This is a genomic window from Stutzerimonas kunmingensis (assembly GCF_002929225.1).
Taxonomy (GTDB): domain Bacteria; phylum Pseudomonadota; class Gammaproteobacteria; order Pseudomonadales; family Pseudomonadaceae; genus Stutzerimonas.
Window position 1 is genome coordinate 115,079 of record NZ_PISM01000020.1, and the last position, 24,874, is coordinate 139,952.

19 protein-coding genes and 1 pseudogene are annotated in these 24,874 nt (G+C 65.4%); 3 read left to right on the plus strand and 17 right to left on the minus strand.

Annotation, left to right across the window (positions count from 1 at the left end; genetic code table 11):
- Positions 1-24: 24 nt before the first annotated feature.
- From CW305_RS15270 to CW305_RS15315, 10 genes and pseudogenes are all read right to left on the minus strand, one after another.
- The gene (locus CW305_RS15270; protein WP_101276604.1) at positions 25-1,428 is read right to left on the minus strand and encodes a glycosyltransferase family 2 protein; all 1,404 of its coding nucleotides are present in this window, start codon (positions 1,426-1,428) and stop codon (positions 25-27) included.
- Positions 1,425-2,549: a HEAT repeat domain-containing protein gene (locus tag CW305_RS15275; protein WP_104098297.1), complete on the minus strand. Its 1,125-nt coding sequence runs from the start codon at positions 2,547-2,549 to the stop codon at positions 1,425-1,427. The genes CW305_RS15270 and CW305_RS15275 overlap by 4 nt, the downstream gene beginning before the upstream one ends.
- Positions 2,539-3,660: a YaiO family outer membrane beta-barrel protein gene (locus CW305_RS15280; protein ID WP_245891001.1), complete on the minus strand. Its 1,122-nt coding sequence runs from the start codon at positions 3,658-3,660 to the stop codon at positions 2,539-2,541. The genes CW305_RS15275 and CW305_RS15280 overlap by 11 nt, the downstream gene beginning before the upstream one ends.
- Positions 3,661-3,671: 11 nt before the next feature.
- Complete coding sequence (locus tag CW305_RS15285) at positions 3,672-4,061, minus strand: response regulator transcription factor (protein ID WP_014822184.1); 390 nt, start codon at positions 4,059-4,061, stop codon at positions 3,672-3,674.
- Positions 4,058-6,929: pseudogene (locus CW305_RS23935) on the minus strand (CHASE3 domain-containing protein). Before CW305_RS23935 ends, CW305_RS15285 begins: the two are co-directional and overlap by 4 nt.
- A 132-nt stretch (positions 6,930-7,061) precedes the next feature.
- Positions 7,062-8,699: a diguanylate cyclase gene (locus tag CW305_RS15295; RefSeq protein ID WP_104098299.1), complete on the minus strand. Its 1,638-nt coding sequence runs from the start codon at positions 8,697-8,699 to the stop codon at positions 7,062-7,064.
- Positions 8,692-9,078 carry a response regulator gene (locus CW305_RS15300; RefSeq protein WP_014822181.1) on the minus strand — a complete coding sequence of 129 codons (387 nt, stop codon included), beginning with the start codon at positions 9,076-9,078 and terminating at the stop codon, positions 8,692-8,694. Before CW305_RS15300 ends, CW305_RS15295 begins: the two co-directional genes overlap by 8 nt.
- On the minus strand, positions 9,078-11,489 hold the full coding sequence (locus tag CW305_RS15305; protein ID WP_104098300.1) for a PAS domain S-box protein: 2,412 nt from the start codon (positions 11,487-11,489) through the stop codon (positions 9,078-9,080). Before CW305_RS15305 ends, CW305_RS15300 begins: the two co-directional genes overlap by 1 nt.
- Positions 11,490-11,565: 76 nt before the next feature.
- Positions 11,566-11,952, minus strand: coding sequence for a response regulator (locus CW305_RS15310; protein ID WP_014822179.1), 387 nt, complete (start codon positions 11,950-11,952; stop codon positions 11,566-11,568).
- Positions 11,953-11,998: 46 nt separating this feature from the next.
- Positions 11,999-14,962: a PAS domain S-box protein gene (locus tag CW305_RS15315; RefSeq protein ID WP_104098301.1), complete on the minus strand. Its 2,964-nt coding sequence runs from the start codon at positions 14,960-14,962 to the stop codon at positions 11,999-12,001.
- 315 nt (positions 14,963-15,277) lie between these two features.
- Between CW305_RS15315 and desA the strand changes: the two genes are divergently transcribed.
- Positions 15,278-16,468, plus strand: coding sequence for a delta-9 fatty acid desaturase DesA (gene desA, locus CW305_RS15320; protein WP_104098302.1), 1,191 nt, complete (start codon positions 15,278-15,280; stop codon positions 16,466-16,468).
- 124 nt (positions 16,469-16,592) lie between these two features.
- Positions 16,593-17,591 carry a GGDEF domain-containing protein gene (locus CW305_RS15325; RefSeq protein ID WP_104098303.1) on the plus strand — a complete coding sequence of 333 codons (999 nt, stop codon included), beginning with the start codon at positions 16,593-16,595 and terminating at the stop codon, positions 17,589-17,591.
- Positions 17,592-17,657: 66 nt separating this feature from the next.
- Here CW305_RS15325 and CW305_RS15330 read toward each other — a convergent pair whose 3' ends face one another.
- The 7 genes from CW305_RS15330 to CW305_RS15360 all read right to left on the minus strand — a co-directional run bounded on the left by CW305_RS15330 (position 17,658) and on the right by CW305_RS15360 (position 23,854).
- Positions 17,658-18,038, minus strand: coding sequence for a hypothetical protein (locus tag CW305_RS15330; RefSeq protein WP_104098304.1), 381 nt, complete (start codon positions 18,036-18,038; stop codon positions 17,658-17,660).
- 80 nt (positions 18,039-18,118) lie between these two features.
- Complete coding sequence (locus CW305_RS15335) at positions 18,119-18,718, minus strand: lytic murein transglycosylase (protein WP_104098305.1); 600 nt, start codon at positions 18,716-18,718, stop codon at positions 18,119-18,121.
- Positions 18,719-18,833: 115 nt separating this feature from the next.
- Positions 18,834-19,511, minus strand: a complete 678-nt coding sequence (locus tag CW305_RS15340; protein ID WP_102833197.1) for a hypothetical protein — start codon at positions 19,509-19,511, stop codon at positions 18,834-18,836.
- A gap of 49 nt (positions 19,512-19,560) precedes the next feature.
- On the minus strand, positions 19,561-20,676 hold the full coding sequence (aguA, locus tag CW305_RS15345) for an agmatine deiminase (RefSeq protein ID WP_014822173.1): 1,116 nt from the start codon (positions 20,674-20,676) through the stop codon (positions 19,561-19,563).
- A gap of 65 nt (positions 20,677-20,741) precedes the next feature.
- On the minus strand, positions 20,742-21,623 hold the full coding sequence (aguB, locus tag CW305_RS15350; protein ID WP_014822172.1) for an N-carbamoylputrescine amidase: 882 nt from the start codon (positions 21,621-21,623) through the stop codon (positions 20,742-20,744).
- Positions 21,624-21,755: 132 nt separating this feature from the next.
- Positions 21,756-22,406 (minus strand): TetR/AcrR family transcriptional regulator, encoded by a 651-nt coding sequence (locus CW305_RS15355; RefSeq protein WP_014822171.1) that lies wholly within the window; start codon positions 22,404-22,406, stop codon positions 21,756-21,758.
- A gap of 74 nt (positions 22,407-22,480) precedes the next feature.
- Positions 22,481-23,854: a glutamine synthetase family protein gene (locus CW305_RS15360; protein WP_014822170.1), complete on the minus strand. Its 1,374-nt coding sequence runs from the start codon at positions 23,852-23,854 to the stop codon at positions 22,481-22,483.
- A gap of 240 nt (positions 23,855-24,094) precedes the next feature.
- Here CW305_RS15360 and CW305_RS15365 point away from each other — a divergent pair, with 240 nt between their 5' ends.
- Positions 24,095-24,841 carry a gamma-glutamyl-gamma-aminobutyrate hydrolase family protein gene (locus CW305_RS15365; protein ID WP_104098306.1) on the plus strand — a complete coding sequence of 249 codons (747 nt, stop codon included), beginning with the start codon at positions 24,095-24,097 and terminating at the stop codon, positions 24,839-24,841.
- The last annotated feature ends 33 nt before the right edge of the window (positions 24,842-24,874 follow it).

Here is a 24,874-nt window from a genome sequence, read left to right on the forward strand (position 1 = left end):
CCCTACGGTTTTTTGAGCGTTCAGCTAGCTTTGCCCCCACTGCCCGCTGCGGCGCATCGCGCCCCAGTGGTGCTTGCGTCGCGAGAACCATTGCCAGAGGCCACGACAGCGCCAGACGGTGTTCAGCTGGCGGTAGCCGAAGTTCTCCAGCACGGCCATCAGAAACAGCTGCAGCATGTCGCGCCGACGGCTGTAGACGCGGAACGACATGGTTTCCAGCAGCAGGCCGTTGACCGACAGCAGGATGCCCATGCCGATCGCCACCAGCAGGAAGGCCGCCAGCGCCGCGTAGGACACTGCGCCGAAGGCGAAGCCGGCGAGCATGAAGCCGTAGCCGACCAGCTCGATCAGCGGGCCGATCCATTCGAACAGCGCCATGAACGGCCAGGCCAGCCAGCCTGGCGTGCCGCCACGCAGGCTGAAGGCTAGCCGGGCATGCCGACTCAGGCTTTCGGCCAGGCCGCGTTGCCAGCGGCTGCGCTGGCGGCCCAGGGTGCCGAGGTCTTCCGGGCATTCGGTCCAGCAGATCGGATCGGGCAGGTAGCGGATGCGGTAGGGGATGCGCTTCTCGCGGTGATAACGGTGCAGCCGCACCACCAGCTCCATGTCCTCGCCGACGGTATCGGTGCGATAGCCGCCGACCGCCATCACCCGTTCGCGGTCGAACAGGCCAAAGGCGCCGGAGATGATCAGCACGGCGTTGAGCGGCGACCAGCCGAGACGGCCGAAGAGAAACGCACGCAGGTATTCGACGATCTGGAAGCGCGCCAGCCAGTTGCGTGGCAACCCGGCCTGGATAAGAAAGCCGCCCCGCACCTGCGAGCCGTTGGCGATGCGCACGGTGCCGCCGGCGGCGATGGTGCGTTCGTCTTCGAGGAAGGGCTGCACCACGCGCAGCAGGCTGTCGCGCTGCAGGATCGAGTCGGCGTCGACACCGCAGAACAGGCCGTAGCGCGCGGCATTGATACCGGCATTCAACGCATCGGCCTTGCCGCCGTTGGCCTTGTCCACCACCCGCAGATTGGCGTAGCGCCGTGAGCGATAGATTGCCGTCACCGGTTGATGGGCGACCGCCTGACGCAGCGGTTCGGGGTGCGGCACCAGGTCGAACTCCTCGATCAGCACGGCGAGGGTGTTGTCCTTCGAACCGTCATTGATCACCACGATCTCGAACTCGGGGTACTGCAGCTGCAGCATCGAGCGTACCGAGGTGCGGATGGTCGCTTCCTCGTTGAACGCCGGCATCAGCACCGACACCGGAGGCTCCACGCCCAGGTAGGGCGCCAGCTCGCCGATCTCGGCGCGTTGACGGATATAACTGGTCAGGCTCGCCATCGACAGTACGTTGAGCAGCAGGTACATGCCGTTGAGCAGCAGGAAATAGAGGATGAATGCGACCTGCAACCACCACAGCCAGGTATCGGTCACCGGCGCACCTCCGCGATGGCGCGGCGCAGGGCGTCCTGGCCGTAACGATCGCGAACCTGTTCAAGCAAATGCTGCAGCCCCTCCAGCGTTGCGCCCGGCACCGCCGCCAGGCTGTCGGCCGCCGCCTGGCGCACCCACCAGCTGCTGTCCGATAGCAGCGGCAGGAACAGTTCGCTGTCTTCGCGGCGTGCCTGTTTGTGCAGCGCCTGCAGCGCCGCCAGACGCACGGTGTCCTGTTCATGCTGCAGGGCGCGTAGCAGGCGGTGGCGGTCGCGCGGGTCGCCGAGTTCGCACAGGCAGCGCAGCGCTACCTGCAGATATTCCGCCGGTGCGCCTTCGTCCAGCCGGGCACGGGCCCAAGGCGCGGCGTGGCGGGGATCGCCCTGCACGAGCAGGGGAACCAGACGCTCGCGACGCGGATCCTCCGAGGAGGACAGCACGATCAGCAGCGGCGTGGTCACGGCCTGTTCGCCAGCCTGCTGGCAGAGACTGATCAGCCGCGGCAGTGCCCAGTCGGGGCGATTCACCGCCGCTGGCAGGATCAGCGCCATGGCTTTGCTGGCGTCCATCGCCACCAGGGTCTGGGCGGCGGAGAGGGCGACGATGGAGTTGCGGCTGAGCAAGAGCGACTGTACTGCGTCCCAGTGTGTCGGTTCAGCCAGATGGCGCAGGCAGGTCAGGCCGATCAGCTTGCTGCGCACCCGCCCGCGCAGCAGGTTCAGGGCCTGGCGGTCCATGCCCAGGGCGATCAGGGCGCGGTTCATGCGCTCGCGGGCGGCGCCGCGCAGCTGCAGCTGGGTGCGGTTCCACTGCAGCAGGAACCACAGCTGCCGCCGCCTCGGCAGCGGTGCATGGCTGGGCGGGAGTTCGTCGCTCAAGCTGCAGAGGGCGAAGAAGGGCCGCCACTGTTCGTTGAACTGCTGCCGGCGTACGGTGCGCCGGCGTGATACCTCACCGAGCAGAAGCACCTGCAGCAACACCAGCACGGTCAGTGTGCCGAGGCCGAGGGCGCAGTACAGCGCCAGTTGCAGCATGCGGTCTTCCGGCCAGAGCTGCGTCCAGGCGTTGGCCAGTGCTTCGCACAGCCAGGGCGGACAGCGCGCCAGCCATTCAGAAAGCATGACGCAGGCCGAGCTGCAGCCATTGCCGGTCGTAGTAGCTGCCCTGCTGGTGATGGCCGATCTCCCAGCTCAGCGCCCAGCGGCTGTCGAACCAGTGGCGACCTTGCAGGCTGATGGCGCGCACGTCGCTGGTGATCAGCTGCTGTTCCTCCACCGCTTCTTCCTCGCCGACGGTCAGGCGCAGGCCGGCGTAGCTCAGGCCCTGGTAGTAGTAGTCCAGTGCCAGGTCATGGCCGATCGGCGTGCCGGCGTTGGCGACGTCGGTGACGTTCAAGGTGTAGCCGGCGCGCCAGGCATTCCAGTAGCGCTCGGCGCTCAGCGCCAGGCGGTCGACCCGGGTCGTCTCGTATTCGGTGCGACGGACACTGACGGCGCCGAGGTAGCCGCCCGGTAGCCGCCGCTGCAGGCGCAGATCGGCATGCCACTCGGGAAGGAAATAGGGCGACGGCTGGTAGCCGACCTCCGGTTGCAGGGTCCAGTTCTCGTCCAGCGCAATGACGGCGCCGGCTTCGACGCCTTCGTCCCACTCGCCGAAGCGTTGCTCGCGTGTCAGCGCGCCATACCAGCCGAGACTCTCCGGTTTCGTCGAGGCGTAGTCCAGGCGCTGGCTGCGCCAGTTGTCAAAGCCGCTGTCGAGCCAGTCCTGGCGAGCGGATATTTCCAGTTCGTGGCGTCGCCTGGTCGCGGCGTCGACCACCGGCACGGGCGCCGCTGCGGTGCTGGGCACGGTCAGCGCAGCACGGGCCTGCTGGATCACCTGCTGCACCTCGGCATAGTCCGGCGCGAGCTGGGCGGCGCGCTCGAGCGATTCCAGCGCCCGTTGCGGATGACCAGCCCAGAGTAGCGCCTGGCCCTCGCCGAGCAGATAGTCGGCGTTGTCCGGCTGTTGCTGCAGCAGGCGGCGATAGATCGGCAGCGCCTGTTCAGGGCGGCCTTGCCAGCTCAATACGCGGGCTAGCAGGAACTGCGCCGCGGTGTCGTCCGGCTGCCCGGCCAGATGCGCCCGAAGTGTGGCTTCGGCCGCGTCCAGTTGTTGCGCCTGGACCTGCCGCTCGGCGGTAGCGACGTCCGCCAGCGCCGCACCGCAAGGCAGCGCCAGGGCAAGCAGCATGGCCGCTCGCTTCATCGGCGGCCCCTCAGCAGACGGCGGATGCGCGCCAGCAGTTCTTCCGGCTGGAACGGCTTGGTCACGTAGTCGTCGGCGCCGAGTTCCAGCGCTCGGACGATGTCCACTTCACGGGCCTTGGCCGTCAGCATCAGCACCGGCACGCTGTCCCAGCCGGGCTGCGCCCGCAGCCGTTCGATGAGTTCCAGGCCATCATGGTAGGGCAGCATGATGTCCATCAGCGTCAGGTCCGGCGGCTCGCTCTGGGCGAAGTACTCCAGTGCCTGCCGCCCATCGGCGGCGTGGTCGACCACGAAGCCGTGACGTTCGAGCATGTAGCGGATGAGAAAGGCGATGTCCTCTTCGTCTTCCACCATGAGAATGCGTTTGCTGGCGGATTCGCTCATGGGTGAGCCTCGTCGTTTTCGTGTGTGTGCCCCGGCGGCCAGTGTTGCAGCAGGTGCTGGATCAGCCTGGCCAGCTCATCGCCGTCGTGACGGGATTTCACCAGTTGGCGCAGCGCCAGGCGGTCGTCCTGAATCGGGGTGTCGAGCGCGGAAAAGATGATCACCGGCGGCGGTGGGACGCTCTGCGCCAGCTGGTCGAACAGCTCGGTGCCCTGGCCGTCCGGCAGCATCAGGTCGATGATCGCCAGGTCGAAGGTTTGTGCCGCGATCAGCTCGCGCGCGTCGTGCAGCGTCGCGGCGCCGGAAAGATCGACATCGAGCGCGGCGATCTGCCTGGCCAGCAGCACCCGCAGGTCGTCGTCATCCTCGACGTGCAGGATGCGCGGTTTGTGCCCGCCGAGCTGCAGACAGGCGCGGATCACGTCCATGACCCGCGAGGGGTCGATCGGTTTGTGCAGCCAGTCGATCACGCCTACCGCGCCGCCGCGCAGCGTGCCGTCGTCATCATCGCGGCGCTGCGGCTGCAGGCTGACGATCAGCACCGGCAGGTTGCGGTAGTTGTGCTGGCTGCGCAGGCTCTGCAGGAAGGCCGCGCTGTTTTCGTCATCCAGCGCCGGGCTGAGGGTCAGTGCCTCGATGTCGAACTGCTGCAACAGCCGGCGTGCCTCGGCTGCGGTGCCGCTGATCAAGGTCGCGTAGCCATGCTGCTGCAGCGCCGCGGCCAGCTGCTCGGCCGCATGGGTGTCCGGCTCGAGGATGAGGATCAACGCAGCATTGTCAGGCTGGGTTGCTCTGGCTGGCGGCGTAGTGGGGCGCTGCAGCGGCGCCGCGGATCGCACCTCCAGCGGCAGCTGCAGCCAGAAGCGCGAGCCGTGACCTTCCTGGGAGTCGAAACCGATCTGTCCGTGCATCTGCTGCACCAGCGAGCGGGTGATCGCCAGTCCCAGCCCGGTGCCGCCGCGCTGGCGGGCGTCGGAGGAATCGGCCTGGGCGAAGCGCTCGAAGATGCGCCCACGGAAAGCCTCGGGAATCCCCGGCCCCTGATCCTGTACGCCGAGTTCCAGCACGTTGTCATGGTGACGTAGATCGACCGTCACGCTGCCGCCGGCGGGGGAATGCTTGATCGCGTTGGACAGCAGGTTGGCCATCACCTGGGCGAAGCGGTCGGGGTCGACCATCGCTTCGCTCGACAGCGACTCATCGGCGCCCACCAGCCTGAGATTGACGTCGTAGTCGCGGGCGTACGGCTGGATATCCGACAGCGCCTGCTGCACCAGCGCGCGCACGTCATGATGGCCGAAGTTGAAGGCCAGGCGTCCGGCTTCGAGTTTTTCGATGTCGAGGATGTCGTTGATCAGGCGCACCAGGCGTTCGCTGTTCTTGTGAGCGATATCCAGCAGCGGGCGGGCGTCGTCGCCGATATGTCCGGCAATGCCTCCGATCAGCATACCGAGGGCGCCGCGGATGGCGGTCAGCGGCGTGCGCAGTTCGTGGCTGACCGTCGAGATGAATTCCGTTTTCATCCATGCGTCGGCGCAGGGAGATGTCCACCGCCACCGTGACCACATGACAGGTACGTGTCGAGATCCGCAGCGGGCGCTTGACCACCTGGAACCAGTGCTCCGCGCCATGGGCATCGGTCAGCGCGACCTCGGTGCTGCGCAGATCGCCGCTGCCTCCCGCCAGTTCGGCCAGCTCTTCGTCACCCAGCAGCAGCGGTTGCAGCCGCACGGCAGACGGCACCTCGTCGGGGCGGCGCTGCTCGATGTCCTGCGGGCGCACGTCCAGCAGGGCCGCGAGCGCCGAATTGCAGAGCAGGAAACGACCCTGGGCGTCGCGAACGAAGATCAGGTTCTCGTCGGTGTCGACCACGCGGCGGAGAAAGACCTGCTGGTCATGCAGGCTGTCGCGGTTGCGCTGCAGTTCGCTGACGTCGCGCGCGATGGCCAGATGATCGCCCAGCCCGGTGGGCGTCAGACGAACCTCGAAGGTGCGCTGGGTCTGCAGCTCGCACCAGGTCTTCTGGCGCAGTGCGCCCTCGTCGGTCTGATTGAGCAGCTCGATGAGCAAGGGTTCGATCGCTTCCGGCGGCGGTGCGCGGCGCGGGGTGCCTCGCGAAATGCTCGACACCTGCTGCCGCTCATCGACCGCGTAGAGGTGGTCCGGGATGGCCTGCAGCAGCGCCCCGAGGCGTGCCTCGCCGGCTTGGGCGCTGCGGGCGAGCTGCTGGCGAATCTGCAGATTCCGCTGCAAGGCCCAGAAGGCCGCCAGAAACAGCCCGATCACCACCAGCGTGCCGATCAGTGCCAGTTGCTGCGCGCGCTCGGTGGTGCGTGCCACGGCTGCGCTGGCGGCGGCCAGGTGGCTGCGCTCGTGCTGCTCGACGGCGTTGAGCAGTGCGCGCAGGCGGTCCATCAGCAGGTGCCCGCCGGCCTCGCGCAGACGCTCCACGGCAGCCTGCAGCCCGGCCTCGCGGCGGGTCTGCATGTTGCCGGCGGCTACTTCGAGGCGGTCGGCGATGGTCGCATCGAGGGTCCGGAACCAGCGTCGGTCGGGATAATCACGTCCTTCGACCTGGCGCTGCAGGCTGCGTCGGTTGCCTTCAAGCTGTCTGAGGCCACGTTCGTAGGGTTCGAGATAGGTGGGGTCGCCGGTGAGGATGAAACCGCGCGAACCGGTTTCGATGTCCTGTAACGAAGAAAAGATCGCCTGGACCGAGGTGATGATTTCCAGGCTGTGGCTGACCGAGCGATTGGTCTGCAACAGCGCTTCCTGCGTGCGCTTGCCTTGCCAGCCAAGCGCGGCGAGCAACAGGAACGCAGCGAGAAATGCGATTGAATGCCAACCGACCGCGAGTCTTGCGGGCAAACCGGACTCCTTCCGACGGGGATGACTGCACAGAATCCCCCGGTTGCCTCGCTACAGCGTGATCACCGGGATGAACTGAGTATAGTCAGACCTGCTCGGGCCACAGCCGTTCGCCGCCGAAGGTGCCGGTACTCAGCGCTGGGCGATCTGCACCTGGTTGCGGCCATTGTGCTTGGCCACGTACAGCGCCTGGTCGGCATGCTCGAGCAGCAGGCCGGAGGCGCTGTGGCCGTCGGTCTCGCAGATGCCGGCACTGAAGGTCACGCGGAATTCCTGGTCGCCGGCATTGAAGCTCAGCGCGGCGAAGCGCACGCGGATTTCGTCGAAAATGCGTCGGGCCTGCAGGGCCGAGCATTCGGGCAACACGGCGACGAACTCCTCGCCACCGTAGCGGCCGAGGCTGTCGATACGCCGCAGACGCTGGCGCAGCAGGTTGGCCAGGGCGCGGATCACGTTGTCGCCGGCGGCGTGCCCGTAGGTATCGTTGATCTGCTTGAAATGATCGAGGTCGAGCATCACCACGCTGGCGGGTTTGCCGGTGCGGGTGGTGCGCTGCACTTCCAACGCCAGCTGTTCCTTGATATCGGCGTGCTTGAGCAGGCCGGTCAGGCTGTCGCGGGCCAGCGCCGTACTCAGCGAGCGCGCACGCTGGGCGTGGGAATACACCGCGGCGACCAGCGCGGTATCGCTGATCGGTTTTGTGATGAAATCGTCGCCGGCCTTGAGCAGTGCGGCCATCTGCCGGTGGGTATCGGTCTCGGCGGAAAGGTAGATGATCGTCACCCGCAGCCATTCGTCATGCAGGCGGATCATCTGCGCCAGCTCTGGCCCCGAGCAGTCCGGCATGTTGACGTCCAGCAGCAGTACCTCGGGGTTGAAGCTGCGCATGGTCTCCAGTACGCGGGTCGGCTCGGTGAGGATCTGCACCTGCATCTGCGCGTTGCGCAGCACCAGGCTGTAGCGTGCCGCCAGCTCGGCGTCGTCATCGACGATCAGCACACGGAAGGGTTCGCCCTGCTGGCGATCGCGGCAGCGCTCCAGGCTGTTCTCCAGCTGGGTGATATCCAGCGGACGGACGAAGAAGCCCTGCGCACCGGCGCGTACCGCGGCCAACTGGCTGGTGAAATCGGCATGGTCGTGGATGACCAGCAGCGGTAGTGGTTGCTCGAGGCCTTGCTGCAGAGCGGTCAGCGCCTCGAAATCGCCTTCTTGTTCCACGCTGACGATCAGCGCGTCGGGCAGTTCATCGGCCACGGCCTCTTGCAATGCGGCGAAGTTGGGCCACTGGCTGACCAGATAACCGAAGTTGCGCAGGGTCACCGCCATGCTGGCGCCCGCGACCGGATCGGCCTTCATCAGGTAGATGCGACAGCCGGGTGCAGGCTCCTCGTGGTGCTCGGGCAGTTCCGCCGCGCCGTCGCGTTCCTGGCCGGGGGTTTCGCTGGCCAACTGCAGCACCGCGCGGGCGAAGGCTTCGGCCGCGCGGCTGCCGGGCTTGGCCGAATCCAGCCAGCGATCGGCGCGCTGCTCCAGCTGCCTGGCGCGCTCCCCGAGCTTGGCGAAGCCGAAGGTGCCGGCGGCACCGGCCAGCCGATGCAGGCGCTCGCGGATGCTCAGCATCACCAGCCGACGGCTGGCGGTGGCACGGGTCTGCTGCAGGTCCTGGGCGAGCGCGGCGAGGTCGGTCAGGTCGGCCTGCAGGCGCTCGCCGAACTGCTGTTCCAGCTGCGCCAGCTGCTCCTGCAGCACCAGGCGGGTGCGATCATCCATGCTCGGCCTCCCAGATCTGCCGCAACTGGGTGGCAAGTTGCAGCGGGTCGAAGGGCTTGCCCAGCACCTGGCGCACGCCGAGCTGACGCAACTCCTGCAGCCGTTCGGGCTGCAGATGGCCGGTGAGAAACACCACCGGCGTCTGCTGCAGGTCGACCAGATCGGCCAGTTGGCGAACCAGCTCGATGCCGTCCATCTGCGGGAGCATCACATCGAGCAGGATCAGGTCCGGAGCGAAGGCCTGCACCTGGTCGAGCGCGGCTTGGCCGGACTGACAGCTGAGCACTTCGAAGCCGCCGAGCTTTTCCAGAGCAATGCGCGTCACTACCTGGATGGACGGTACGTCTTCGACGTGCAGGATGCGCTTGAGCTGTTTCATCACGGGCTCTCCTTGGCCTGGTCTTGTGCGGGTAGTTCGAACCAGAAGCAGGCGCCCTGGCCGGGCTCGGATTCGAAGCCGATCTGCCCGCCCATGTGCTCGATCAGCTCCTTGCTGATCGCCAGGCCCAGCCCGGTTCCGCCTTGCTGGCGGCTGTCGGACGAGTCTGCCTGGGCGAACTTCTGGAATACCCGCGCACGAAATTCATCGGAAATTCCCGGGCCCTGGTCTCGGACGCTGACCCGTACCCGGCCGTCACTGACCCGGGCCGACAGATCGACCCGTTCTCCGGCAGGGGAAAACTTCGCTGCATTGGACAGCAGGTTGCTCAATACCTGCTGCAGGCGCATGGCATCGACCGTCACGCTCACTGCCGGGCAGGCGCCGAGGTGCAGCTGCACGCCATGCCGTTCGGCGTAGCTGCCGTTGCTGCGCAGGGCCAGCTCCAGCTGCGGCTGCAGCGGTTGTTCGAGCATGTCGAAGCGCATCTTGCCGGCGTGCAGCTTGTCCATGTCCAGCAGGTCGTCGATCAGCGCGCTCAGGCGCTGGCTGTTCTGCTGGGCGATCTCCAGCAGCTCGTGCATCGACTCGGGTACTTCGCCCATGACGTTCGAGCAGATCAGCGCCAAGGCGCCGGTGATGGAGGTCAGTGGTGTGCGCAGCTCATGGCTGACGGTGGAGATGAATTCACGCTGCAGACGCTCGATGCGCTTGCGCTCGGTGATGTCGTGCAGCACGACGACCGCGCCCATGCGCTGGCCATCGGAGGTGTACAGCGGGTCGGCGTTGGACAGTACGTGCCGCGGTGCGCCATTGCTCAGCAGCACCATCTCGTGATCGATGACGTGCTCGCCATTGAGGGCGCGGCGCAGGGGAATCTCTTCGGGTTCCAGCGGGGTGACGCCATCGGCGCGGTACAGCCGGTAGTGGCTGGCCCATTCGCTCGGCGATAACGGGGCGACATCGGCGCCATGCCACTGTTTGGCCTTCTCATTGAAGAGGGTCAGATTGCCCTCGGCGTCGCAGGCGATCACCGCTTCGCTCAGCGCCTCGAGCAGGCGCCGGTTCATTTCCTGCTGCTTGTCCAGCTCCAGCTGCTCGGCCTTGCGCGCGGTGATATCGGTAACGAAGCCGTGCCAGAGCACCGAGCCGTCGACCTGCTGCAGCGGGGTTGCCCGCGCCTCGACCCAGATCAGCCCCTTGTGCGGGTGCTCGACACGGTGCTCGCTGTGCCAGGGCGTGAGTTCACGAGCCGCCTGGCGGATGCTGAGCAACAGGGCGCTGCGGTCGGGGCCGTGGACCCGGCCGACGATCGGCGCAAAGCTGCTGGCCAGCTGCGCCGGGCTGAGCCCGTAGATCTGCTCGACCCCTTCACTGACATAGGGAAAGCACGCCGGTCCATCGGCGCGCCAATGGAACTGGAAGAGCATGCCCGGGACCTGCGCGGCGATCTGCTGCAGGCGCAGTTGCAACTGCTCCTGATAGGCCAGGTCGTAGGCGTTGACCAGGTAGCCGCGCAGGTGCTCCTGCTCGTCATGGATCGCGGTCACGCCCAGCAGCACCGGCACCTCGTTGCCGTTCTGGTGGCGCAGGCGCCATTCGGACATGTCGCGCCGCCCGCGGTGCAGCGGCGCGGTCAGCACCGAGAAATCGGCCTCGAGCGGCACCTGCAGTTCGCTGGAAAGCAGCAGCGCCCGGCGCTGTAGCGCCTCCGGACGGAACAGCGCGGCGGTCAGCGGATGGCCGACCAGCGCCTGTTCGCTGTAGCCCAGCAGGCGTTCGGCGGTCGGGTTGACGCTGGTCACTACGCCGTCGGGGCGGGTCACCAGCACGGCGCTGGAGGCGCTGTCGAGGATCGCCTGTTGCAACGCCGCCTGCTCGGCGTGGCGGTGCGCCAGCAGATGCTGCTCGAACAGGCGGATCACCTGGCGCCCGAGGCGCTCCAGGGTCTCGCGCTGCTCCGGGCTGAGGCGGCGTGGCTGGCGGTCGATCACGCACAGGGTGCCGAGGTTGTAGCCATCCGGCGAGGTCAGCGGCGTGCCGGCATAGAAGCGGATATGCGGATCGCCGAGCACCAGTGGGTTATTGCTAAAACGCGGGTCCTGCAGCGTATCCGGTACCTCGAAGATCTCCTCGCCGGCGATGGTGTAGGTGCAGAAGGAGATTTCCCGCGGAGTCTCGCTGACGTCGAGGCCGACGCGGCTCTTGAACCACTGACGATGATCGTCGACCAGCGAGATCAGCGCGATGGGCGTATCGCACATCTGCGCGGCCAGCGCGGTGAAGTCATCGAATGCACTGTCTTCGGGGGTGTCGAGGATTTCGTAGCGCAGTAACGCCGCCAGGCGTGACAGCTCGCGCGGCTGGACGGTGGATGGCATCGGCGTCGTGCTGTGTTGCGGTGACTCCATCGTCGGCGCCTTGCTGGTTCGGTGAGGGGCGTCCGGGTCGGGTAGCGTGACACGACCGGGGCTTAAGCAGTTCTGCCTAGTATCGGCCACTCAGCCAGATGCTGCGAATCTGCTCGGCCAGCTGCATCGGGTCGAACGGCTTGACGATCACGTCGCGCGCGCCCAGCTTGCGCAGGTGCTCAATCTCGCTCGGCTGCACCTTGGCGGTCATGAATGTTACCGGAATCCGTTCCAGGTCGATGCGCTCGCGCAGCCTGAGCAGCGTCTGCGGGCCGTCCATGCCCGGCATCATCACGTCCAGCAGGATGAAGTCGGGGGCGAAGGCTTCCACTTCCTCCAGCGCCTGTGCGCCAGAGGAGCAGGACAGCACCTCGTATCCACCAACGGCCTCCAGGGCCAGTTTGGTCACCGCCTGAATCGACGGATCGTCTTCAACGTGCAGGATGCGCCTTAGCTCGGCCATTGTGCCTCCGGGGGTCGTTTGCGTGCGCGTCCGCTTAACGGAAGCATCAGGATCGATCTTGCGCCAGCGGCGCGACTGGTAATTCGCACCAGAAACAGGCGCCTTCGCCGGGCTCGGAATCGAAACCGATCCGGCCGTGCATGTGTTCGATCAGTTCCTTGCTGATGGCCAGGCCCAGGCCGGTGCCTTCCTTCTGGCGGCTGTCGGAGGAATCGGCCTGGGAGAATTTCTGGAATATCCGTGTGTGGAATTCAGGGGCAATGCCCGGTCCCTGATCCCGTACCGAGATTCGCACCCAGTCATCGCGTCGCTCGCTGCCGAGCGTAACGGTGCCACCCTGCGGCGAGAATTTGACCGCATTGGAGATGAGATTGGCCAGTACCTGCTGCAACCGGTCGTCGTCTGCCATCAGCTGCACGTCCGGCGCGGGCAGCAGCTCCAGCGTGACGCCATGCTTGCTGGCGTAGCCCTGATTGGCGGCGATTGCCTGTTGCAGCTGCGCCGGCAGCGCATGCGCGCGCAGGTCGAGGGTCATCTTGCCGGCGACCAGCTTGTCCATGTCCAGCAGGTCGTCCACCAGGCGCCCCAGGCGCAGACTGTTCTGGTGGGCGATGCTGATCATCTGGCGCATGTTTGGCGAGGGTTCGCCCAGGGCACCGCCGACGATCAGGCCGAGGGCGCCGGAGATCGATGTCAGTGGCGTACGCAGCTCGTGGCTGACGATGGACACCAGCTCGCTCTTCATCCGCTCGATGCGCTTGCGTTCGGTGATGTCGCGCACCAGGCCGATGAATCGGCGCTCGCCGTGGTGGTTGATCTGCGACACGCGCAACTCGATGGTGAAGGTTTCGCCGGTCCGGCGCAGGGCGGTGAGTTCGCGGTTCTGTTCCAGCGCGCGAGGAATGCCGCGTCTTTCGTAGGTCTCCAGATAGCCGTCGTGGGCGGAGCGGTCCGGTTCGGGCATGAGCATCGACAGGTTGCGGCCGATGACCTCTGCGGCGCTGTAGCCGAAGATCTGTTCGGCGGCGTGGTTGAAGGTCTCGATGATGCCGCGGGCGTCGATGATGATGATGGCGTCGATCACGTTGTCGATCAGCATGCTCAGGTAGCGCTCGCGCTCCTGCATCTCTTCCTTGGCCAGCGCCTGATCGGTGACGTCCCAGATGAAACCGTCGCACCAGCCGACCGGGTCGTCACGCTCGTGCAGGACGCGGGCTTTTTCCCGCACGTAGACGGTCCGGCCTTCGGCATTGGTGAGTCGGTAGATGCCCTCGAAGGTGTCCTGCTCGGCGTGCTGCCGGGCCAGCTCCATATCCTCGGGATGAATCAGGCTGGCGTAGCTGCGCACACGGTCGCCGACGAAATCGCTGGCCGGGTAGCCGGTCAGGCGTTCGATGCCGTCGCTCAGGTAGCTCATGCGCCGGCGACCGTCGTTGCGGCAGCGGTAGACCACGCCCGGCAGGTTGCTGACCATGGCGCGGAAGCGGCTCTCGCTCTTCTGCAGCGCGCGGGTGGCTTCCATCAGTTCGGTGATCTCGGTGACGAAGCCGTGCCAGAGCACGGTGCCGTCGGGACGTCGTTCGGCGGTGGCACGCCCCTCGGCCCAGAGCAGGCCGCGTTGCGGATGCTGGATGCGGAACTCCACCGAACCGGTCGTCGACCGCGCAGCCAGGCGCAGCAGTGCGGCTTTCAGCCGCGGTAGGTCCTGCGGGTGAACGTGCACCAGGGCCTGGGAGGCATCTTCCAGTAGCCGCTGCGGGTCGATGCCGTACAGGTCACGTGCGCCCTCGCTGGCATAGAGGAAGGCATAGCGGCCGTTGGCGAAGCGCTTGAGCTGAAACACCACGCCGGGCAACAGGCTGGCGATCTTCTGTGCGCGGTCGAGCAGGCGCTGGCGACGACGGCCTTGCTGTTGCTGGCTGAACTGGTGCTGCAGCTGCACGCTGATGCGCCGTTGCAGCAGCACCGCCAGAGTCAGCAGCAGCGCCTCGGCGATCAGCCAGGCCAGGCTCCATTTGATCAGCAGCCGGCGCTCGGCCTGCTCGTGCTCCTGCTGCATGGCGCTGATGTCGCGCCAGACCAGCGCCGCTGCCAGCAGCGGCGCCGATGGCTGGGCCCGAGGGTCGCTGTGTAGGGGAATCTGGTTGAGCATATAGGTGCGGCCGTCGGCACTCAGCAGGCGCAGGGCCATGCCGCTCTCCGGCTCGGGCAGCATGCCCTGCTGCGCCCAGTGCAGAATCTGTGTCGCCGAATGCTCGATCAGCAGCCAGTCGCCGTCGCTGCGCAGTTGCACGCCGCTGGGGGCTTCCACGTCTGCTGACTGCAGTGCCTGGCGATTGACCACCAGCGCCAGCCCGGCAGCCAGCTGATCGCCCAGCTCGGGCAATTCCGGCAGCACGTTGTAGCCGACTTCCAGGGCGCCGATGACCTCGCCGGACTCGCTGTCGGTGGCACGCAACGGAACGATGGCGCGACTGCTGGCGCCGAGCGCATTGACCTCCATGCCGTACTGCATGCTGCCTTCGCTCATCGCGCGGTGCAGCATCGGGCGCTGCGCCGCCATTGCGTCACCGAACCGCTCCGGTTGCTGCATGCGCAGCAGGGCGACCCCGGCGTCGCTCCAGAAGATCTGCAACTGCAGCGCACCGTGGCGTTGCATGGCGCTCCAGGCCGGGCTCAACGCGGCGCGCAGACGCTGGCGTGCCAGTTCGATACGCGCGTCGTCCATGGCCCGGCCATCGCGCAGCACCGTATCGATCTGGCGCACCTGGCGCAGCACTTCGGCATTGCCGGCCAGCGCCGTGGCGACCATGTCGGCCTGCCGCCGCTGATTGAGCTGTGCGCTCTGCAGCGCCAGGCTCTGCAGCTCGCCGTGAGTGTCGATTTCCAGGTGCCAGGCGGCATCGCGTGCGCGGTAGTCATTGAATGCCAGGCTGCCGAACAGCAGCACGAGCAGCAGACTGCCGAGCGTGAAGATCCAGTGGGGTGTGGTGATGCCGGCGTTCGTCATCGGCGGGCCGGCCAGAGGCGCGAGGTGCTGCGCTCGACGTACGACGTTTGCATGAGCCGCAACTTTCCAAGGCAAAAAAGAAACAATGATAGCTCTATGCCAGTACGGCCGATAGCGTCTTTCGGGAATGCACGTCAGCATGCGCCACGTACCGAAGCGTAGCGATTGCAGCCGAATCTGGCTAAAAAATCACCAGCTTTTAGACGGTCGGTCGGGCCGTTTCCTAGACTCGCCGACGCCTGGTGTTAGGCTGAAGGCAGGTGGACGCCAGCGGAGGTCTCTGGCGCACCGTTCTGCAAGAGGCACCCCGTTATCATGTGGCACACCGGTTTACTCGCCCTGTCGGTCTGGCAACTCATCGCGACCACGCTGCTGCTGACTCACGTCACCATCGTCAGCGTCACGGTCTACCTGCACCGTTACTCGGCGCACCGCTCGCTGGAGCTGAATCCGGCGCTCAAGCATTTCTTCCGCTTCTGGCTGTGGCTGACCACGGCGATGAACACCCGCGAGTGGACTGCCATCCATCGCAAGCACCACGCCAAATGCGAGACCCCCGACGACCCGCACAGCCCGGTACACAAGGGGCTGAGCACGGTCGTGCGCAAGGGCGCCGAGCTGTACATGGAGGAGGCGAAGAACGAGGAAACCCTGCGCATCTACGGCAAGAACTGCCCGGACGACTGGATCGAGCGCAACCTCTATTCGCGTTTTCCCAATACCGGCATCGTGCTGATGCTGCTGATCGACCTGGCGCTGTTCGGCGCGCTCGGCCTCACCGTGTGGGCCGTGCAGATGATCTGGATTCCGTTCTGGGCCGCCGGTGTGGTCAACGGTCTCGGTCACGCGGTCGGCTATCGCAACTTCGAATGCCGTGATGCGGCGACCAACCTCGTGCCCTGGGGCATCCTCATCGGTGGCGAAGAGCTGCACAACAACCACCACACCTATCCGAACTCGGCCAAGCTGTCGGTGCGCAAGTGGGAGTTCGACATGGGCTGGGCCTGGATTCGCCTGTTCAGCCTGCTGCGGCTGGCAAAGGTCAACCGTACCGCGCCGATCGCCCACCGCATCGAGGGCAAGCACCAGCTGGACATGGACAGCGCCATGGCGATCCTCAACAACCGTTTCCAGATCATGGCGCAGTACCGAAAGCTGGTCATCGTGCCGCTGGTGCGCCAGGAACTGGGCCGCGCCGACGCCACGCTGCGTCATCAACTGCGCCGGGCCAAGCGTCTGCTGGCGCGGGAGCCGAGTCTGCTACAGCAGGAGCAGCAGGCGCACATCGACGACATGCTGGCGCAGAGCCAGTCGCTCAAGGTGATCTACGAGAAGCGTCTGGCGCTGCAGCAGATCTGGACGCGAACCAGCTCGAACGGCCACGAAATGCTGGCGGCGATCAAGCAGTGGGTGCACGAAGCGGAGGCCAGCGGCATCCAGTCGCTGCGCGAATTCGCCGAGCATCTGCGCACCTATTCACTGCGCCCGTCGGTCGCCATCGCCTGACCTTCCATCGGCTCAAGCACAAGGCCTGCAGCCGGCCGGAACTTTGCCTCTGGCCGGCTCTCTGAACAGCATTCTCAACATGCAGTACCGTCGCAATCGCGACGGTCGTTTCAGGAAGAAGGCTATGCGGCTGGCGAGTAATCAGGGTGATTCGGGTATGGGCATGCTACCGGGCGGCGATGCGCAGACATTGCTCGCACTGATGCATGCGCGCGCGGAGGCTGCCCGCCTGGGCGAGCGCGAGCAACTGTTCAGCACCCTGCTGGGCGGCGTCAACGCCGTGCTCTGGGCGTTCGACTGGCAGGCGCAGCGGATGATCTACGTCAGCCCGGCCTACGAGCGCATCTTCGGTCGCTCGCCGGCCCTGCTGCTGGCCGATTACGGTGAGTGGCGCAACGCAATCTATCCGGATGACGTCGAGTTTGCGCAGAAGAGCATGCTCGCCGTGCTCGACGAGGGCGCGGTGGAAACCCGTGAGTACCGCATCATCCGTGGCGACGGGCAGTTGCGCTGGTTGAGCGACAAGTGTTTCCTCGGCCGCCGCGCCGATCGTGGCCAGGGCCCGATCATCGTGGGTATCGCCGAAGACATCACCGAGAAGAAGCAGCTCGAAGGCGAACTGCAGCGTCTGGCCACTACCGATGTGCTGACCCAGAGCAGCAACCGCCGGCACTTCTTCGAATGCGCCCGCGGCGAGTTCGAGCGGGCGCGGCAGTTTGCTTCCTCGCTGGCGTTTCTGCTGCTGGATATCGATAACTTCAAGCGCATCAACGACACCCACGGCCACCAGATGGGCGATCAGGTGCTGCAGAAGGTCGCCCGCTGCGGCGCCGCCGTGCTGCGCCAGAGCGACCTGTTCGGGCGCATCGGCGGTGAGGAATTCGCCGCGGTGTTGCCAGGCTGTCAGCCGGATCTGGCCGAACAGATCGCCGAACGCCTGCAGCGCGAGATCGAACGGGTGGTGTTTACCGCCGACAACGGCGAGCGTTTCCGCGTCACCGCCAGCCTGGGCCTGACCTACCTGAAAGCCAGCGATCCCGAGCTGAGCAGCGTGTTCGCCCGCGCCGACGCGGCGATGTACACCGCCAAGCGCCTAGGCAAGAACCAGGTGATCGTCGGCTAACTGCGGCTAACTGCGGCTGGCTGGCTGGCTGGCCGGGCTGGCTTGCCCGCCCGGCGCGCTCTGCCGTCACTGGCCGAACTGCTGCCCAAGGCTCTCCATCTGCTGCTTGAACTCGGTGCATTTCGCCTGCCGCTCGGACGCGGGGACATCCTTCCACTTTGCCTCGCTCTCCTTGACGCCGTCGGCAAAGGCCGTATCGAAAGCTGCCGGGTCCATCCCGGCGCGGGTCGCCTGGGTTTTTTGCTGCTCTCTATGCTCGGCAAGTTTCTCGTCGGTGTAGTCGTCGCAGACTTTAGCTGTCACATGTATGGCGCCGCCAAACTTGGCCAGCTGCGCGTGCATGTTGGTCATCATCTGTTGATCCGACTCCTGCGCCTGAGTGATCGAGCTGATCAGCGTGAACGCTGCGGCGAGTGCCAGGGATGGCAGGTGGATGGCTGAAGACATGATTGCTCCTATGATCAGTACTTGTTTTTTTGGTGCGTGGCGAGGCCTCAGTGGTTTCGGCCTGTTGGTTGTGATTCGACTCAGCGAAGCATTCGGTGAATGGCGATGGCTGCCTCGATCGCCTGGTCGTTGGTGATGTACTCCATGCTCTCCACTTTCTGCAGGGCGATACCGGCAGCCGTCGCGGTGACGGTGACCCGGCCGACGACCACCTGAGGGCCGATGATCCCCAGCTGAGCGCTGGGGTCCATACGCTTGCTGACATCTACCACGAAGCCGCCGATATCCTCGGCGCGGGCGTCGTCATGGACCATGCCCATTTTGCGAAGCATCTGTTCGTCCGAGGGTGTTTCGTCGACAGAGATGCCGATGGAAAGACCGCCACCTTTGACTTGCTGGGAGATATCCGCGTTCTGCATTTCCCGGGAAAGCCAGGAGCAACTGATGCCGTAGACCGTCACATTGTCGTAACGGCCACCATCGTCCTGATCCACTAGGGTCAGACCATCCAGAAGCGGCGTGAGTCGTGCCGCGATCCGTTCACACTTGGGCAGCTGTTCCAGCGTCGGAACGGCATTAGCGGCCTTGGGAATGGATGCTGAGCCCTCTTCTTCGCTGCAGCCACTGGCTGCGAGGGCGAGCGACAGCAGCACGAACTGGACTGAAAGGGGGATCGACAAGAGGTGTTTCCTGACGGGCGCTTGGATGTGTGACCGCACCAACGGTCAAGCGAACCCCAAATGTAGACCAGATCGACAGGGCTTCAAGTCAGCGGGGGCCTGCCGGGCTCTGGTATCAGCGCGACTTGCGGTATACGTCGTCGAAACGCACGTTGAGCCCGCCGCAGTGGCTGTTATCGGTCACCACCAGATTGCCGGCGACATGCTGCAGGGTCACCTGGCAGTCGTACTCGTCATCGCCTTCGCTGATCTTCAGCAGGTCGTCGGAGGGACGACCATGGCCGGAGAATGCCCCGACATGAACGATTGGCTCTCCGTAGCTGTTGAGGCCTCCTTGCCACATGGCCTCGCCTTCAACGGCGAAGGGCCCGTCGGGGGAGGGCTGGGTAATGAGGATGCTGTTGCTACCCGCGATGGGGTGCCAGCGGCCGATCCAGTCGCCGGCCGTGGGTACCGGCGTAGCGTGGTCGGTACGGACGTGGTGCGCGGGCAGCCAGCCGACGAACTCGCGCTTGCTGGAGAAATACCAGGCGCAGGCCCAGCCATCCGTCTCCTTGCCGACCAGCAGCTTGTCACCATTCACCAGATAGGCGCGTCGGATGCAGGATTCCTGCTCCGGGCAGCCAACCGCGTCATCGCGAAAATGCACGGGTTGATCTGCATTGGCGACAACCTCCGCATGCCTTACCGCGCCGGCGAAGGCCGGAAAGAAGCCATTGCGGCAGGAATACGGCTCGATGGCCTGCGCTGATGGCGCCAGTAGCATGCATAGCAGGAAGGCTCTGATTCGCACGGTGCGCGGTCTCCTCATTACAGCCATGTTGACCCGCCCAGGGGATCAACTACATGGCTGATCGGTTCAGCGGTGCCGGCTGCTGCTGGGTGATGCAGTGGATGTTGCCGCCGCCGAGGAGGATCTCGCGGCCAGGCACCATGACGACCCGGTGCTCCGGGAATACCTGCGCCAGGATGCGCTCGGCTTCGGCGTCCAGCGGGTCGCCGAAGGCTGGGGCGATGATGCCGCCGTTGACGATGAGGAAGTTCACGTAGCTGCCGGCCAGGCGTATCGACGGGTCGCGCGGCTGGCTGCCGTCCAGCGCGAGCACCCCGGCGCATTCTTCGGCAGTCGCATGCAGCGGGCCGGGAATCGGCATCTTGTGCACCGTCAGCGTGCGGCCCTTGGCGTCGCGAACGCTCTGCAGCACGGCCATGGCCGCCTGACAGCGCTCGAAGTTGGGGTCGTTCGCATCGTCGGTCCAGGCCAGCAGTACTTCGCCCGGGCGCACGAAGCAGCAGAAGTTGTCGACGTGGCCGTCGGTTTCATCGTTGAACAGGCCGTGCGGCAGCCAGATGATGCTGTCCACTGCCAGCTGTTCCCGCAGCACGCTCTCGATCTGCTCGCGGGACAGATGCGGGTTGCGATTGCGATTGAGCAGGCATTCCTCGGTGGTGATCAGCGTGCCCTCGCCGTCGACGTGGATCGAGCCGCCCTCGAGCACGAAGCCCTCGGTGCGGTAGCGGTCGCAGTATTCGAGTTCGAGGATCTTGCGCGCCACTTCGTCGTCGCGCTGCCAGTCGGCATAGAGGCCGCCGTCTTCACCGCCCCAGGCATTGAACGTCCAGTCGACGCCGCGCAGGCCGCCTTGGTCGTCGATGACGAAGGTCGGCCCGGTATCGCGCACCCAGGCGTCGTCGGTGCTCAGTTCCACCACGCGGATGCGCGGATCGTCCAGTGCCGCGCGGGCTGCGAGGTACTGCTCGGCGCTGGCGCAGACGGTAACCGGCTCGAAGCGTGCAATGGCCTTGGCGACAGCGGTGAACGCGGCCTGCGCGGGCGCGCCATTGTTACGCCAGTTGTCCGGGCGTTGCGGCCAGACCATCCAGGCCTGGCTGTGCGGTGCCCATTCGGCGGGCATGAAGTAGCCATCGGTACGCGGCGTGGTGGTCAGGGTGGTCATCTGCATCTCTCATGAAGCGGGAAAGGACAGGCCTTTCCCATGGTTCGTAGCGGCGGGCGCGCGGCTCACTCTGAAGGCTGCGAGCCGTCCAGGGTCCGGATCGAGCCGTAGAGATTCGGCCGGCGATCGCGGAACACGCCCCAGGCGCTGCGGATGTGTTCGAGCTGGTCGAGATCGAACTGGTGCACCAGCACGCCCTCGCTGGTTTCGTCCATTTCCTCGACCTTGGCCCCGAACTGGTCGGCGATGAACGACGAGCCGTAGAAGGTGATGTCGTAGCCGTCCTGCTCTTCGCGGCCGATGCGGTTGCTGGCGATCAGCGGCATCAGGTTGGCGCCGGCATGGCCCTGCTGTACGCGCTGCCAGTGGTCGCGCGAGGTGATGTTCGGGTCGTGCGGCTCGCTGCCGATGGCGGTCGGGTAGAACAGCAGTTCGGCGCCCATCAGCGCCATGCTGCGCGCGGTTTCGGGGAACCACTGATCCCAGCAGATGGCCACGCCGATTTTAGCGTAGCGGGTGTTCCACACCTTGAAGCCGGTGTCGCCCGGGTTGAAGTAGTACTTCTCGTGGTAGCCGGGGCCATCCGGAATGTGGCTCTTGCGGTAGACGCCGAGCAGCTTGCCGTCGGCATCAATGATGGCGATGGAATTGAAGCGGGCGCGTCCGGCCAGCTCGAAGAAGCTGATCGGCAGCACCACCTGCAGCTCGGCGGCGACCTTCTGAAAATGCTGGATGGCCGGGTTTTCCTCGACCGGCGTCGCCAGCTGCAGGTACTCGGCATTGGGCTTCTGGCAAAAGTAGGGCGTTTCGAACAGCTCCTGAATGAGGATGATCTGCGCGCCCTTGGCGGCGGCCTCGCGCACCAGCTTGTCGGCATTGGCGATGTTGGCCTGGCTATCCCAGGAACAGGCCATCTGGGTGGCGGCAACGGTAACGACTCGGGACATGGAAACCTCGCGGCTGCAGTTGAAAGGGCGACGGCTATCGAAAGCGCAAATTTATTCGATAGTTATCTGGATTGATAGGGGGCTGAACGCCGATGGCAAAGAAAGGGCTGACCGTTTATCGATATTTATCGGTCAGTGGCTCGGTGTTTCCCGCTTCGGCAGGCATGGCGGCAGATACAGGCCGAGATAGGCATCGAATACACGCAGGCCTTCCTCGGCCATGCGTGGCGTCAGGCTGCCGTACAGCTGTATGGATCGAGCATAGACGCGGTCGCCGAGTTCCACGGCCATGGCGAACACATCGATGTCCTGCGGCAGAGGTGGCAGGGCGAAATATCGCTCGAACACGGCCTGCATCGCCTGGCCGAGTTCCAGGTCCAGGCGCTGATCGGTCTGCGTCACCTCGCCGAGGCCGTGCTGCACGAGGATCAGCTGGCGGGCGGCGCTGTCCTGTTCGTAGACCCCGAGCATGCGCTGTTCGATCAGTCGCGACAGGTCGCGCCAGCTGCTCAGGCTCTGGTGATCGATGGGCTGCTCGAGGCTGTCCCTGAACGTCGCGTGCACATCGGCGGTGAGCGCCGCGAGCAATGCCGGCACGCCGGAGAAGAAGTGGTAGACGGAAGAGGGCGGAATGCCGGCGCGCTCCGCCACCGCGTACACCGATAGCGTCGCGGCACCCTGCTCGGCGAGCAGTTCACGGGCGCTGGAGAGAATCTGGCGGATGCGCGCCTGGCTGCTGGCGCGCGGGCGGCGACTGGGCGTCGCGGGGCTGGTCTTGGTCATCGGCCTATTTGAAGCCAGCACGGCGGCGGATGCAAACCGCCGTGGCGGTCGCCCCGCTGCACGCGGGCCTGCGGCTAGACGGTATGCAGATACCAGTTGTACTCGAGGTCCGAGATCGAGTGTTCGAACTCGGCCAGTTCGCTTTCCTTGCAGGCGACGAAGATGTCGATGTAGTCCGGGCTGATGTAGCGCGCCATGATTTCGCTGTCGTCCAGCTCGCGCAGGGCGTCGCGCAGGTTGGTCGGCAGGCTCTGCTCGACCTGCTCGTAGGAGTTGCCCTCGATGGGGTCGTCCGGCTCGATCTTGTTGGTCAGGCCGTGGTGCACCCCGGCGAGGATGCCGGCGAGCAGCAGGTAGGGGTTGGCGTCGGCGCCGGCGACCCGATGTTCCACACGCACGGCGTCGGGGCTGTCGGTCGGCACGCGCAGCGCCACGGTGCGGTTGTCCATGCCCCAGCACGGCGCATTGGGCACGTAGAACTGGGCGCCGAAACGGCGATAGGAATTTACGTTGGGGCAGAGGAAGGCCATCGAGGCCGCCATGGTCTGCTGCAGGCCGCCGATGGCGTGACGCAGCGGCTCGCTGTCCAGCGGATTCTCGGTGGCGAATATGTTGTTGCCATTCTTGTCGAGCAGCGAGATATGCACGTGCAGCCCGTTGCCGGCCTGGCCCGGATAGGGCTTGGCCATGAAGGTGGTGTCCATCTCGTGGTCGTAGGCGATGTTCTTGATCAGGCGCTTGAGCAGCACCGCGTAATCGCACGCCTTGATCGGATCGGCGACGTGATGCAGGTTGACCTCGAACTGCGCCGGGGCGCTTTCCTTGACGATGGCGTCGGCCGGAATGCCCTGTTCCTTGGCGCCTTCGAGAATGTCCTGCAGGCAATCGACGTACTCGTCGAGATCGTCGATCAGATAGACCTGGGTCGAGTGCGGGCGCTTGCCGGAGATCGGCGAGCGCGGTGGCTGCGGCCGGCCGTTGATGTTCTCCTGATCGATCAGATAGAACTCGAGCTCGAAGGCGGCGCAGATGGTCAGGCCCAGCTCGTCGAACTTGCTCACCACCTGGCGCAAGACCTCGCGCGGGTCGGCGAAGAAGGGGTCGCCGTCGCGCTCGTGCATGGTCATCAGCAGCTGCGCAGTGGGACGCTTCTGCCAAGGTTCCTTGCACAGCGTGTTGGGGATCGGGAAACAGGTGCGGTCGGAGTCGCCGATATCCATGCCAAGGCCGGTGCTTTCAACGGTGATTCCGTTGATGTCGAGGGCGAACAGCGAAGCGGGGAGGTTGATGCCCTTTTCGTAGACCTTGTGCAGGCTGGCGCGCTCGATGCGCTTGCCGCGCACGACTCCATTCATGTCGGTGATCAGCAGATCGACGTACTGAACCTCCGGATGTTCCTTGAGAAATGCGTTAGCTTCGTTGAGCTGAACGGCACGCGGCGGGGCCATGATGAATTACCTTAATTGTTAAAAATTTCAATCATCAGATGCTTGTCTGGGAGTCAATCGAAAAGCCTGTTCACTGTCAATAGTAGCCCGCCAGCGCCCCATGAGTGCCCACAATGGGCCTTTTTTGGGGCATCTCCGGTGCGCTGAATCCATCGCGCGCCGGGCTAATGCTCGGGCTATTGTCTATAAAAATGAACAAGACTACTCTCCGGTATGCCCCATTCGAACAACGAGTATCCCATGCCTCGCAAGCCTCTGATCGGCGTTTCGGCCTGTACCAAGCAGATCGGACATCACAGCTTCCACATCGCCGGTGACAAGTACCTGCGTGCCGCGGCGATTGCCGGCGTGCCGCTGGTGATTCCGGCGCTGGATGAGCTGATCGACCCGGCGACCCTGCTGGAGACCTTCGATGGCCTGCTGTTCACCGGTTCGCCCTCGAACGTCGAGCCACATCACTATGGCGGCCCGGCGAGCGAGACGGGCACCCATCACGATCCGCTGCGCGACCGTCTCACCCTGCCGCTGATTCGCGCGGCTGTCGAGGCGGGCATCCCGGTGTTCGGCATCTGCCGTGGGTTTCAGGAAATGAACGTGGCCTTTGGCGGCAGCCTGCACCAGAAGGTTCACGAAGCCGGCCCGTATCAGGACCACCGCGAACGTCCGGACGATCCATTGGAGGTGCAGTACGGACTCAGCCATCCGCTGCACGTGCAGCCGGGCGGGCTACTCGAGCAGCTGGGCCTGCCGGCGCAGATCCAGGTCAACTCGGTGCATGGCCAGGGCGTCGAGCGGCTTGGAGCCGGTCTGCGCATCGAGGCGCTGGCGCCGGACGGGCTGATCGAGGCGTTCTCCGTCGAGCAGGCGCGCAGCTTCGCCCTCGGCGTGCAGTGGCACCCGGAGTGGAAGGTTCACGAGCATCCGCATTATCTGACGCTGTTTCGCGGCTTCGCCGAAGCCTCCGAGGCGCGCGCCCGACAACGCTGACGGCCGACCCAGGCGGCCCTCCCCAGCAACCCC

Bases quoted from the DNA above. Each gene is read 5' to 3' on its own strand.
- CW305_RS15275 (WP_104098297.1), bottom strand. From the start codon at position 2,549: ATGCTTTCTGAATGGCTGGCGCGCTGTCCGCCCTGGCTGTGCGAAGCA.
- CW305_RS15280 (WP_245891001.1), bottom strand. From the start codon at position 3,660: ATGCTGCTTGCCCTGGCGCTGCCTTGCGGTGCGGCGCTGGCGGACGTC.
- CW305_RS15285 (WP_014822184.1), bottom strand. From the start codon at position 4,061: ATGAGCGAATCCGCCAGCAAACGCATTCTCATGGTGGAAGACGAAGAG.
- CW305_RS15295 (WP_104098299.1), bottom strand. From the start codon at position 8,699: ATGGATGATCGCACCCGCCTGGTGCTGCAGGAGCAGCTGGCGCAGCTG.
- CW305_RS15300 (WP_014822181.1), bottom strand. From the start codon at position 9,078: ATGAAACAGCTCAAGCGCATCCTGCACGTCGAAGACGTACCGTCCATC.
- CW305_RS15305 (WP_104098300.1), bottom strand. From the start codon at position 11,489: ATGGAGTCACCGCAACACAGCACGACGCCGATGCCATCCACCGTCCAG.
- CW305_RS15310 (WP_014822179.1), bottom strand. From the start codon at position 11,952: ATGGCCGAGCTAAGGCGCATCCTGCACGTTGAAGACGATCCGTCGATT.
- CW305_RS15315 (WP_104098301.1), bottom strand. From the start codon at position 14,962: ATGACGAACGCCGGCATCACCACACCCCACTGGATCTTCACGCTCGGC.
- desA (WP_104098302.1), top strand. From the start codon at position 15,278: ATGTGGCACACCGGTTTACTCGCCCTGTCGGTCTGGCAACTCATCGCG.
- CW305_RS15325 (WP_104098303.1), top strand. From the start codon at position 16,593: ATGCGGCTGGCGAGTAATCAGGGTGATTCGGGTATGGGCATGCTACCG.
- CW305_RS15330 (WP_104098304.1), bottom strand. From the start codon at position 18,038: ATGTCTTCAGCCATCCACCTGCCATCCCTGGCACTCGCCGCAGCGTTC.
- aguA (WP_014822173.1), bottom strand. From the start codon at position 20,676: ATGACCACCCTGACCACCACGCCGCGTACCGATGGCTACTTCATGCCC.
- aguB (WP_014822172.1), bottom strand. From the start codon at position 21,623: ATGTCCCGAGTCGTTACCGTTGCCGCCACCCAGATGGCCTGTTCCTGG.
- CW305_RS15355 (WP_014822171.1), bottom strand. From the start codon at position 22,406: ATGACCAAGACCAGCCCCGCGACGCCCAGTCGCCGCCCGCGCGCCAGC.
- CW305_RS15360 (WP_014822170.1), bottom strand. From the start codon at position 23,854: ATGGCCCCGCCGCGTGCCGTTCAGCTCAACGAAGCTAACGCATTTCTC.
- CW305_RS15365 (WP_104098306.1), top strand. From the start codon at position 24,095: ATGCCTCGCAAGCCTCTGATCGGCGTTTCGGCCTGTACCAAGCAGATC.